The organism is Megamonas rupellensis DSM 19944 (assembly GCF_000378365.1).
Classification (GTDB): Bacteria; Bacillota; Negativicutes; order Selenomonadales; family Selenomonadaceae; genus Megamonas; species Megamonas funiformis.
In genome coordinates, this window is record NZ_KB899611.1 from 1 (window position 1) to 12,171 (window position 12,171).

Genomic DNA, 12,171 nt, shown 5'->3' on the forward strand with positions numbered 1-12,171 from the left:
ATGATGATAGCTCATTATGAATTTTCCTTTCGTGTAGGTTTTGTGTGGTAACTTTATTTTACACGAAAATTCATAATGAGTTTTTTATTTTTCTAGGTGTCGCACTTCATTATACAATCCATCTTTTGAAAAATTAAGATATATCATTAATAATTATATAGGAAAATTTAAAATAAACGAAAATGATATATTACAAGATTTTTTGTCTAATATGAAAAAAGAAGATAGGGATTGGACTTTATCATTTTTATATCCTGAAGATACAAGTGAGAAAAATAAAAAAAAGAAGCTGAAAAGGATATTTTGTATAATTGAAAAAGCATACGGTTATTATTTCATGAAAAAGATATATAGTAATAGTAATATTTATAATATAGATTATGAAGATTTTTCAAATATAAGCAACTATTTACATGAGAATAAAGATTTATATAAGGATGATGATATATATAATATATGGAGAAAGTATTTATATGATATTTTTATTCTAATATGGTTAGTTTATAATCTTAAGCTTAAGAAAAGTGATTCTTTTTTTGTAGAAGGTCTAAAATATACACATAGTGGAATATCTTCTAAAAAAAATATTAATAAATTGACTTTGAAAACTATATATAATGAGTTTAATAAAGATATAGAAGAAATAGATAATGCTGTTGTTGAAGTTTTAATTGAAGTATTTATTAGATATGAAGGTTTATTGCAAGAGAATTGTTCTAAAACTAAACTAGAGATTTATGATAAATATTTTGCATTAGTTTCTAAGATAGTTTATAGAGAATTGAATAATTATTTAAAAGATATAAGAAAAATTATAAGAGATGTATCATAATAATAGTCTAAGTCTAATAATAGAATTGTTTTGAATGTTGATAATAAAAAATATATCGCATAGTTTTTTATTGTGGTTATTAAAGAGTTTAGTATGGATAATTCTTTTTATTGATTAAGCATTTTGATAACATTTTGATAACAGACTCCCTAAAACTATAAAAAATGACTAGGAATGAATTAAAAAATAAAATGTGATAAATTCAATAATGATAAGCCTTTATAATGTATTATGTAAATTATTAATAGGTAATAAAATTTTCAATAGAGAACTCAAAATCAAGCGTAGTCCCCTACGTGCCGGTTCGAGTCCGGCCTTCGGCACCACTAGTAAATTCAAGGCTTTATGGGTTTTCCATAAAGCCTTTTTTGTTGTCTAAATTTGAGTATATAAATTTTTTTAGATAATTCTATTGAATAATAAGAGGTTATGGCAGGAAAGATAAAGTCAATTATAAAAAAATTTATATATAGGTTATAATAAAATTTTTAAAGATTTAGAAGTAAAAATTGGTTTGATTTTTCTTTATAAGTAGAAATAAAGAAGCTATAACAAAAAGAGTTAAAACTCAAATTGTTATAGCTTTACGAAGATTTATTCTTTGATATTATGGTAATATATTGCTTTTGATTTTTTATCAATATACCTAGTTGGAATCAGGAAAAAGTATTTCAATAGCTATAATAAATAGTACAAATCCAACTATAAACATTATAAATCACCTCTTATAATAATCATTATTTATAATATAAGGCTAATTAAAATAATTTTACTTCAAATATTATTGTTTTCAATATATGAGATTTTAAAAGTGGTGTTTTGAAAATCGTATCGTTATTAAATTGAAAATAAATTTGAGGGCTTGAATATGGACGCTTCAAAAAGTATCATTAATTTAGTAACGAGGCGATGCGGATACTATTTTTTGCTATTTGGGGTTATTTTTTATGTTAAGTATATATTTATTCTGCCATAACACCAATGAGAATAAGTAAAATAAATAAAATCGCAAAACCAATGAGAGCATATATAATAGTATATTTTAGAATTTGAAGTAATGTATCTAAAAAGGTTTTTTCTGATGGTGATGGATTTACTGTTTGGGGCGTTAAAGCTGTTCCACATTTTAGACAAAATCTATCTTCTGGGGATATTTCTAAACCACAATTAGGGCATTTTAAAGAATTATTTACAATAGAATTAACATTGTTTTTAGTTTTATTTTCATTAAATTTATTATAAAGATAATAGATGATATAACCAATAATTGCTATGATAAATAATGCACAAATAATATCAGCATAAGGTGCTAAAATAGCTTTTAATTCACGTTTAAATAATGATTTTAATACACTTTCCATTGTTTACACCTACAGTATTTATAGTTTATTTTGCTCTATATTGGTGTAGAATTTTTTGCATAATATCTAGTCCGTCTAAAACAGTTGTAGGATTGCCATTTATATCTAAATATGCTAATTCAAAACTATTATCTTTATATAATTTAAATTGAGCAGTTAATTTTGCAGGTCTATTATTCCAATTACATTCGCCTGTAAATTCTACAATACGATCATTTTTATCGGAAACGAAAGATTTCCATTTGCCATTTTTAAAGAATTGGTCAAAAGCTTTGCCTACAGGTGCATTAGGAGCCATATACATTGTTCCATTTTTTACGGATTGTACATATTTATCATCACCACAACCTGCGACTAATACACTCATTAAAGATAATATCATTACTAATATTATTAATCTTGGGGATTTTAACTGTTTATTCATATTAAAACTCCTTTAAAATTTATAATTATTCGCCGAATAAATCATCAAAAAGACTGCCTACGCTATCGGAAATACTGGAATCTTCTTCACCACTATCTGAAGAAATATCAGCATCTGCTGAAGGTTCAATTTGTTCTGTTGCAGTAAGTTCTGAGTTATTATCCAGATTAGAAATATGGTTTGTACCATCATCACTTGTATTAGAAGGAGTTATTTGTTCACTAGCTGTACTTAGTGGGTCAACGACATTGGTAACAAATTCTTCTGGTGTTTGGATATAGTCATTGGCAGAATCTACTGTTTGATTAATTGTATCCGTAGGATCAATTGGTGCATTGAGGTCAGGAAGAGGACTTGTATCAGTATTATGTGGGGCAGCACTAGCTGTAGAAGCGGAATGGAGCATAGAACTAGCTACAGCACCAACAGCGGCAGATGCTGCATATTTACCTACATTTTTTAAGGTGCTATTGTCATTATTTTGATTGGCTTGATTATTTGGGTTAGAAGCAAATTGTTGATTGACATGATTATTAGGATTTTGAGGGAAAAATGGTGCTTGAGGAGAAAAATTATTAACAGATGGCGAAGGATTATTTTGTAGAGGCGCACTTTGTTTTAATATATCCATAGCCTGATACAAATAAGCCATAGCCATATAAAATTTAGCATTTTGATTGCCGAGTAAAGAAGATTTTTGAAAGTGATTGATTGCTTTAATATAATTATGTTGAGGATTGTTTATATCCATGTATTGTTGACCAATGGCAAATTCTTGTGAAGCCATTTGCATATTATTAGGATTTGGCATATTATTAATTTGTTGAGTTTGTTGATTATGCATATAAGGTGGCATAGTATTAGAATTTGAAGTATTATAATTGATATTTGTTGGAGCCATATTTTGTTGTGGGGTAGGAATTTGTGAAAATTTAGCTCCGCAATTAGTGCAAAAAGCATTTTCATTAGGCATTTTAGCTCCACAATGAGTACAGAATTTATACATATAAAAAACTCCTTTTTATAAAATAAATTTAAATGATGGATAAATTTTTTATAAAAATACTTATTATAGAATTATTATGCTACTAAAAAGAGTAAATTCCCATGAACTAAATAGGTTGATTTTTTCATTGGTAGAGAAAATATATAAACGTATTTAATCGTGATATTTGCTAATCTATAATTGTAAATAATGATAATGAATTTATTAAAAGTAATAGTGAAAAAAGAAGGTTTTAAAGTTAGTCTTTAAAGCCTTTTTTTATATTTGGCGATATGATAAAATATAAGCACGAATTTTAAAAATGGAGTGATATAAATGGCAAAAGATAGTTCATTCGACATTGTATCTCAAGTTGATATGCAAGAAATGAGCAATGCTGTTAACCAAACAGAAAAAGAAATTTCTCAGCGTTATGATTTCCGTGGTAGTATTGCAAGCATTGAATTAGAAGATAAAGCAATTAAAATTGCAGCAGAAGATGATTATAAATTAAATGCTATCATTGATATTTTACGTGCACGCATGGCAAAAAGAGGTTTATCTTTACGTTCTTTAGAACTCGGCAAAATCGAAGATGCAGCAAAAGGTTCTGTTCGTCAAATGCTCACTATTAAACAGGGTATTTCTAAAGAAAATGCAAAGAAAATTATCGCTGCGATAAAAGCTACAAAATTAAAAGTTAATACACAAATGCAAGGTGAACAAGTTCGTGTTTCTGGTGCGAAAAAAGATGATTTACAAGCAGTTATACAGACTTTAAAAGCTGGCGATTTTGGTATTGATTTACAATTCATCAATATGAGATAAAAAATTAACCACCGTTTTATGCGGTGGTTTTTTTATTTATTTCTAATAGTGAAATTTTTCATCTTTAAGGATTATGGAGTTTTAATATTTTTAGTAGCATAATAGTTGATAAAGGAGGAATAAAAATGAATATATTGAAAAAATTTTGTTTAATAGGTTTATGTGCATTTTCAGTAATATTTTGTGAAGCGATAATACCTATGCAATCCGCTTATGCTTATCAAGAAAATATTTCTCGTGGGTATGAATTAATTGAAGGAACATGGCAAGGTAGAGATGGCAGTATAATGAGTATAACAGATAGAGATTTTGGCAAAGCTCCATATAGTGTAAGAAGTGTATCTAATGATGGCAATTATACAGTTGTTACTATTAGTGTAAATGGTGGACGTAGTATAAATACTTTAATTTTTGACAATAACAATCCTAATTATATGATGTTAAATAATGTATCTACAGGATATTCAGCAGATTATGTTAGAGTTGGATAAATGAAAGATAAAACCACTATTTTAATATTTAAATAGTGGTTTTGTTTTGAGAATAAAGCAGGACTAATAATATTTATTTAGTACATAATAGTATAAAAAAATATATAAATTGTCCTTTGAGGATAAGGATTTTTTAGAGATATATAGTATAGTAAAAGCAGAAATTATAAATTATAAGGGAGGCATAATCATGAAATTTATGCGTATTTGTTTATTAGTTTGTGGCTTAATGTTAGCCTTTGTCGGAGTAACATATGCAAGTTCATTTTCTGTTTCTGCAGATAAATATGGAAAAGTAGAAGGCAATGGCATAGAATTTAGTTTTCCAGAAAATAATAAAACCATTCAAATTGCATTCTTAACAAAAGATAATGAAAGATATTTAATTGCAGGTAAAGATGGAGAACCTATTTATGCTGCAAAAATACCAAATGTAAAATATGTAAGAGTAAAGCAAGTATATGATACAGAAACAGGAAAATATGCTTATATTATATCGGGAAGTACAAATAGTATGGGTGATTCAGATTTGTCGCTTTTGATGGGTTATGATGAACAAAAAGAGGCATGGCAACTATATGTAAATCCAATAAATTATTATAATCCTTTAGGAAAATATGCTGAAGCAAATATATATGTAGAAAATGGAGAACTTATTTTAGCATATAGAGTGATGTCCCTACATCCAAAAGCACAAGAATATCATTTCTTCTGGGACGAAAATAGCAATTGGTTCGGCTATAAAGATTACGGAATAGTTCAACATTAATTTTTAAATTAATATATTAAGAAAAAGGCTTGATTTAATAGTTAATAAGATTATTAAGTCAAGCCTTTTGTAATGGTTTATTTAATATATATAGGTATTTTTTCATAAATGATTTAATGTTTTATATTAATAAATATTGGTATAATTATAGATGATTTGATAATATTTTGTAGGTGATTATAATGTCAGAAATAAAGTTATTTAGTATAAAGAATGATGTAAAACAATTAATACCATCAGAAGTTTTATTAGAAAAAGAGTTGCAAAATTTAATAGAAGATAATATGGAAAAATTCTTTGGTGTTCGATTTTTAAAAAGCGAATATGTTATAACTAATGGAAAAATGGATAGCATAGGAATTGATGAAAATAATTGTCCTGTAATTGTAGAGTATAAGCGTAGTAGTAATGAAAATATTATAAATCAAGGATTGTTTTATTTAGATTGGCTTTTAGACCATAAAGATGCTTTTCATATGTTAGTTGCCGAAAAATATGGTTATGAATATGTGAAAAATATTGATTGGTCTGCACCATGTGTTATTTGTATTGCGAGTAATTTTACGCGATATGATATACATGCTATTAATCAAATGCAAAAAAATATAAAATTAGTAAAGTATAAGAAATATAGTAATGATTTGATTTTATTTGAGCATTTAAATTCACCAAAAGTAGAAAATATTGTTCATCAAAAAGATTTGATTAGTAGGAAAAATAATAATTATAAAACTCATGTAGAAAAATTAAAAACTGTTCCAGAAAAAATAAATATATTATATGATTCTATTTGTAATTATATAGAATCTCTAGGTGATGATATAGAGTCTAACCAATTAAAATATTATTTAGCATATAAAAAAGTTCAAAATATGGCATGTATTGAACTTTATAATAAATATGTTGCCATTTATTTAAAATTAAATCCTGATAAGATTAAATTAGAAGAAGGATTTACTAGGGATATGAGAAATATAGGGCATTATGGAACTGGCGATTTAGAAATAATTATTAAAGATGAACAAAGTTTTGAAAAGGCTAAAAGTTTAATAGAAAAAGCATATAATGAAATGTAAAAGCAGGTAAATAATACCTGCTTTTTTTATTTGATGATTGTTATGCGATTTTGACCATATGGATTGGCATATTCATTGTCGATAGTGGCATTAAGATAATTTTGAATGTATTCGATAATTACATCTGTTTCGGATAGTTCTTCATTTTGAAGTATAGGGCTGTCTTTGAACATTGTCATACCATTGCCAGCGAATTTCAAGATATAAGAAGTTCCACCAATGGTATATTTTTTATTTAAATCTAAATCTTTACCATTTATTTTTACGTTTTGAACACGATAAGCACCATCTACTTTTATGAAATTACCTTTTTCATCAGTTATTACAGATGATGGGATTTTGCTATTAATCGTATAAGTAGCACCAGAGATTTGCATAAATCCACCAAATTCTTCAGGGTAACGGCTAGCACCCATTTCTAAAGCGTCTAAGAGCTGTTGTCCTGTAATTTCTAGGACTACACACATATTACCGAATGGAAACGTTGTCAAAATATCATTATAGGAAAAATCGCCCATAGGTAATTCATTGCGGATTGCTCCACCATTGCAGATTGCTACATCAGTATTTAAAACGACTCTATAAGCATCAGTTACAAAATCACCGAGATTTGTTTCGCCATTTCTGACTAAGCGGATATTAGTATTAGGATCGTTAGTGGTGAGTTTTACTGTATTTGTTCCGATTGTTTGATTGAGCAAAGGTGCATATTTATTCTTTTCTTCATTGATTAAATCGGTAGTTTTGGGATTAGTTTTTGTTAAATCATTGATTAATTCAGTAGAGATTTCACCTTGTGGTGTGATGGTTAATTTACCAATATTTTGAAGTTTAGTGCCTGTTTGAGTAATGAGAACATTTTTTCCTTGTTTATTTTTAGCTATAAAACTAGCAATGACTTCATGAGAATGACCATCAATGATAGCGTCAATACCTTGTGTATTTTGAGCTACAGCAAGGCTACTCCAGCGAGGTGTGATACCATTCATGCCTAGATGAGCTACTAAAAAGACATAATCTACGCCTAGTTTTTGCACTGTATCTACAGTATTTTGGATATTAGTGTATAATTTTTTGCCAGTAGCGTCTTCATTAAAGGAATAAATAAAATTTCCCTTATCGTCTTGAAAATAAGCAGGTGTAGAAGAATTGAGTGTTTCAGGCGTTGTAACACCTATTAAAGCTATTTTTTTATCATCGAATTGGAAAATTTTGTAAGCTGGCAATAAATTTTTTCCTGTAATTGTATTTACTAAATTAGAACTATAATAACCGCAAGATAATTTGTCGTTTAAAGTGAGAAATCTATCCATACCATAATCAAATTCATGATTGCCAGGAATAGCAAAATCATAACCTATTTCATTCATGATGTTGATGATAGCTTCGCCAGTGGATAATTTGCCGATAGGAGCCCCTTGAATGGCATCACCTGCGTCGACTAAAGTAATATATGGTGTATCTTGTTGTAAATCTTCTTTGTATTGAGCTAATTTAGTATATCCTAGATTATCTTCGATACCACAGTGAACGTCATTGGTATATAAGATGATGATATCTTTTTGTATAGCCCATGCAGAATTTGGTATAAAAATAAAACAAAAAGTAAGTAAAGCAAGAAATAATTGACGAATTTTTAATTGATAAATTGGCATAATAGAACCTCCTTTGAATAAAAATATGTATATAGATATTATATATTAGAATGATATTTTTAGGATAGTTGGGTTTAATTTGCTAAATTAATTTATTATTGTATAATGTATGCAGAAATTAATATTAGTTGGAAATCTTTTTAGAAAGGTGGATAGTTATGATTTTTTTATGGACTTTTTTTGAGATTGCAGGAACAATTGCTTTTGCTATTTCAGGTGCTTTAGTAGGAATATCAAGACGTATGGATATTTTCGGTATATTGGTATTGGCTTTAAGCACAGCTATTGGTGGCGGTATTATTCGTGATGTTTTGGTGGGAAACATTCCTCCAAATTCTTTTAAGACTTCGTTATATATAGTGCTTACAACAGTCATTACTTTTATTATCTTTTTTATTTATCGCAACCAAATTTTACGATATATGTCAAGAAGAAAACTTCGTAAAATATATTTATTAGCAGATACTTTAGGGTTAGCTTCATTTACAGTTACAGGGACTACAATAGGTTTTAATGCTTATCCTGAATATCCATTATTTGCGATTACATTAGGATTGATAACAGCTGTAGGTGGCGGTATTATTCGTGATGTATTAGCGCAAAGAATACCTTCAGTATTACAAGAAGAAATATATGCATTGCCATCTATAATTGGAGGAATAGTATTTTATCTTATAGCGATTATAGGTGATGATTATTGGTATTTGGCATCACCTATATCTTTTTTTGTAGTATTTTTCTTGCGTATGATAGGTATTTACTATCATTTGAGTTTGCCAAAAGTGCGTTAATAATTAAAAAAATAGGAGTAAAGGAAGAATATGACTTTACAACAATTAAAATACATTATAGAAATTGTAAATTGTGGTTCAATGAATTTAGCAGCTCAAAAATTATTTGTTTCTCAACCTAGTTTATCGAATGCAGTTAAAGAATTAGAGAAAGAGTTGGGTATTGAGATTTTCATTCGCACTAATAAAGGTGTAACTTTATCGTCTAGTGGACAGGAATTTTTAGGTTATGCAAGACAGATTATTGAGCAAACTGAATTATTAGAACAGCGTTATCATAAAGATAAGCCAGCACGGAGATTATTAGCTGTATCTACGCAACATTATGCTTTTTCTGTGAATGCTTTTGTAAATTTAATTAAAGAATATGCTCAAGATGAATATGATTTTACGTTGAGAGAAACGAAAACACATGAAATCATTGATGATGTAAAAAACATGCGTAGTGAGATTGGTGTATTGTACTTAAGTAAATTTAATGAACAAGTAATACGAAAAATCTTGCAAGAAAATGATTTATGTTTTAAAGAATTATTTACGGCTAATCCACATGTATTTTTATCAGCTAAACACCCATTAGCAGGTAAGAAGATTGTTACTTTTGATGATTTAGAACCATATCCTTGTCTTTCTTTTGAGCAGGGAATTTATAATTCTTTTTATTTTGCCGAAGAGATACATTCAACAATATCTCATCGCAAAAATATTTATGTCAGCGATAGAGCGACTTTATTTAACTTAGCTATAGGCTTAAATGGTTACACTATATCTACAGGTGTATTGAGTGAAGATTTAAATGGCACAAATATAATTGCCATTCCACTTGATAGTGATGAAAAAATCTGTGTGGGTTATATTTATAATAAATATAATCATTTAAGTAAATTGGCTCAAAGCTATATAAAAAAATTAGAACATTATATAGCTTTAAGTGCAAAGTTGTAAGACTTTTATTAAACTGCAATAAAAATATTGTAAAATTTATTTAAGAAAATACTTGACTTTAGAAGTCATTTACTTTAAAATATCTTCGTATGACGTTCGATGACGGCTTCCACTAGCCCCGGAACCGTGCAAAGGACATCTATTGAGAAAAAAGATTCAATATTAAATAGTTGAAAATTGTACAGGGAGGGATATACAAGTGAAAACAACATTCATGGCAAACGCTGCTAACGTTGAACGTAAATGGTACGTAGTTGATGCAGAAGGCCAGACAGTAGGTAGATTAGCTGCTGAAGTTGCAAAAGTACTTCGCGGTAAACATAAACCAACATTCACACCACATGTTGACACTGGTGATTTTGTCATCGTAGTTAATGCTGATAAAGTGGTATTCAGCGGTAAAAAATTAACTGATAAAACTTATTTCCGTCATTCTGGATATCCAGGAGGCACAACTTTTACAACTCCTCAGAAAATGCTCGCAACACAGCCTGAGAAAGTTGTAGAAATGGCTGTTCGTGGTATGCTTCCTAAAAATAAATTAGGTGCACAGATGTACAGAAAACTTAATGTTTATGCTGGCCCAGAACATCCACATGCTGCTCAGAAACCAGAAGTTTTGGAATTAAATATTAGATAATACTTGGAAGGAGGAACAATATAATGGCAGTATCCTACTACGGCACAGGCCGCAGAAAGACTTCAGTTGCTAGAGTTCGTCTGGTTCCAGGTGAAGGCAACGTTGTAATCAATGGCCGTCATATTGATGAATATTTCGGCATTAAAACTTTAGATTTAATCGTTAAACAGCCTCTTAACTTAACTGAAACAGCTGATAAATATGATGTTATCGCTAACGTTCAGGGTGGTGGCCCTTCCGGTCAGGCTGGTGCTATTCGTCACGGTATTTCCCGTGCTTTATTAGAACTCGATGCTGAACTTCGTCCTGCTCTTAAAAAAGCTGGATTCTTAACACGTGACCCACGTGAAAAAGAACGTCGTAAATACGGTCTCAAAAAAGCTCGTAAAGCATCTCAGTTCTCCAAACGTTAATCACATACGATTATCAAAGAGAATACAAAGCTCACAATCTTTCTGGTTGTGGGCTTTTTCTTTTATTTTTTATATGTTAAGATATAAATGCTAATTTTGCAGTTTAATATAATATAAAGGGGGTGTAATTGATGGAACAAAATAAGGATAGACTTAGTATTGATGTTGCCAAGCTTTATTATAAATCAGATTATAGCCAACAACAGATAGCCAATAAATTAAATCTATCAAGACCTACAGTATCAAGATTGTTGCAATATGCAAAAGAAAAAGGTTTTGTACAGATAAATATAGCTGACCCTATAGAAGATAATAGCTCCTTAGAAGAAGCTTTATGTGAGAAATATAATTTAGATGTGGTAAAGATTGCTTATGCGCCTTTAAATACGACAAATGAGATTAAAAAATCCATAAGCATAAAAGCAGCTGATTATTTACATGAGATAGCCAAAGATGGCGATATTATTGGTGTATGTTGGGGAACTACTATCTATAATATGGCTTTAAATTTAAAACATAAAGCGTTAAAAGGCGTGCAGATTGTACAATTAAAAGGTGGAATAAGTCATTCACAAAGCAATACATATGCTTACGAAGTAGTAGAATTATTCTCAGAAGCGTTTTCTACAGTAGGACGATATTTACCACTTCCAGTAATGTTTGATACGGTACAGATAAAAGAATTAATTGAAAAAGATAAACATATTAAAAAGATTTTAGATTTAGGACGACAGGCTAATATTGCTGTCTTTACAGTAGGTACTGTAAAAAATGACGCTTTATTATTTAGATTGGGTTTTTTTGATAAAAAAGATAGAGATATTATACAAAATAGAGCAGTAGGCGATATCTGTTCAAGATTTTTTGATGCTCAAGGAAATATTTGTGATAAAGAATTAGATGAACGTACAGTAGGAATAAAATTAGAAGAATTAAAGGCTAAAGAAAAACGTATATTAGT

Annotated in this window: 14 protein-coding genes; 10 read left to right on the forward strand and 4 right to left on the reverse strand. The window is 28.9% G+C overall.

The window, feature by feature from the left end:
* Positions 1-211: 211 nt before the first annotated feature.
* Positions 212-832: a hypothetical protein gene (locus tag F553_RS0110785; RefSeq protein ID WP_019000101.1), complete on the forward strand. Its 621-nt coding sequence runs from the start codon at positions 212-214 to the stop codon at positions 830-832.
* Between the two features lie 962 nt (positions 833-1,794).
* Here F553_RS0110785 and F553_RS0110790 read toward each other — a convergent pair.
* From F553_RS0110790 to F553_RS0110800, 3 genes are read right to left on the reverse strand one after another with little or no spacing between them, the layout of a single operon-like run.
* Positions 1,795-2,193 (reverse strand): zinc-ribbon domain-containing protein, encoded by a 399-nt coding sequence (locus tag F553_RS0110790; RefSeq protein ID WP_019000102.1) that lies wholly within the window; start codon positions 2,191-2,193, stop codon positions 1,795-1,797.
* A gap of 25 nt (positions 2,194-2,218) precedes the next feature.
* Positions 2,219-2,617, reverse strand: a complete 399-nt coding sequence (locus tag F553_RS0110795) for a hypothetical protein (RefSeq protein ID WP_019000103.1) — start codon at positions 2,615-2,617, stop codon at positions 2,219-2,221.
* 25 nt (positions 2,618-2,642) lie between these two features.
* Positions 2,643-3,623, reverse strand: a complete 981-nt coding sequence (locus F553_RS0110800; protein ID WP_019000104.1) for a zinc ribbon domain-containing protein — start codon at positions 3,621-3,623, stop codon at positions 2,643-2,645.
* A gap of 315 nt (positions 3,624-3,938) precedes the next feature.
* Between F553_RS0110800 and F553_RS0110805 the strand changes: the two genes are divergently transcribed.
* The 4 genes from F553_RS0110805 (at position 3,939) to F553_RS0110820 (ending at position 6,766) form a co-directional block, all read left to right on the forward strand.
* Positions 3,939-4,430, forward strand: coding sequence for a YajQ family cyclic di-GMP-binding protein (locus F553_RS0110805; protein WP_008538709.1), 492 nt, complete (start codon positions 3,939-3,941; stop codon positions 4,428-4,430).
* 125 nt (positions 4,431-4,555) lie between these two features.
* Positions 4,556-4,921 carry a hypothetical protein gene (locus F553_RS0110810; RefSeq protein ID WP_019000105.1) on the forward strand — a complete coding sequence of 122 codons (366 nt, stop codon included), beginning with the start codon at positions 4,556-4,558 and terminating at the stop codon, positions 4,919-4,921.
* Between the two features lie 190 nt (positions 4,922-5,111).
* Positions 5,112-5,690: a hypothetical protein gene (locus tag F553_RS0110815; protein WP_019000106.1), complete on the forward strand. Its 579-nt coding sequence runs from the start codon at positions 5,112-5,114 to the stop codon at positions 5,688-5,690.
* 182 nt (positions 5,691-5,872) lie between these two features.
* Positions 5,873-6,766: a DUF5655 domain-containing protein gene (locus F553_RS0110820; RefSeq protein ID WP_019000107.1), complete on the forward strand. Its 894-nt coding sequence runs from the start codon at positions 5,873-5,875 to the stop codon at positions 6,764-6,766.
* A gap of 26 nt (positions 6,767-6,792) precedes the next feature.
* Here F553_RS0110820 and F553_RS0110825 read toward each other — a convergent pair whose 3' ends face one another.
* Positions 6,793-8,421 carry a bifunctional metallophosphatase/5'-nucleotidase gene (locus F553_RS0110825; protein WP_019000108.1) on the reverse strand — a complete coding sequence of 543 codons (1,629 nt, stop codon included), beginning with the start codon at positions 8,419-8,421 and terminating at the stop codon, positions 6,793-6,795.
* A 158-nt stretch (positions 8,422-8,579) separates the two neighbouring features.
* Between F553_RS0110825 and F553_RS0110830 the strand changes: the two genes are divergently transcribed.
* The 5 genes from F553_RS0110830 to F553_RS0110850 all read left to right on the forward strand — a co-directional run.
* Positions 8,580-9,212 (forward strand): trimeric intracellular cation channel family protein, encoded by a 633-nt coding sequence (locus tag F553_RS0110830; RefSeq protein ID WP_019000109.1) that lies wholly within the window; start codon positions 8,580-8,582, stop codon positions 9,210-9,212.
* Between the two features lie 30 nt (positions 9,213-9,242).
* Positions 9,243-10,157: a LysR family transcriptional regulator gene (locus F553_RS0110835; RefSeq protein ID WP_019000110.1), complete on the forward strand. Its 915-nt coding sequence runs from the start codon at positions 9,243-9,245 to the stop codon at positions 10,155-10,157.
* A gap of 199 nt (positions 10,158-10,356) precedes the next feature.
* On the forward strand, positions 10,357-10,797 hold the full coding sequence (gene rplM, locus F553_RS0110840) for a 50S ribosomal protein L13 (protein ID WP_019000111.1): 441 nt from the start codon (positions 10,357-10,359) through the stop codon (positions 10,795-10,797).
* A 20-nt stretch (positions 10,798-10,817) separates the two neighbouring features.
* Positions 10,818-11,210: a 30S ribosomal protein S9 gene (gene rpsI, locus F553_RS0110845; RefSeq protein WP_091695066.1), complete on the forward strand. Its 393-nt coding sequence runs from the start codon at positions 10,818-10,820 to the stop codon at positions 11,208-11,210.
* Positions 11,211-11,341: 131 nt separating this feature from the next.
* The coding region (locus F553_RS0110850; protein WP_019000112.1) for a DNA-binding transcriptional repressor DeoR at positions 11,342-12,171 on the forward strand (830 nt) is incomplete at its 3' end.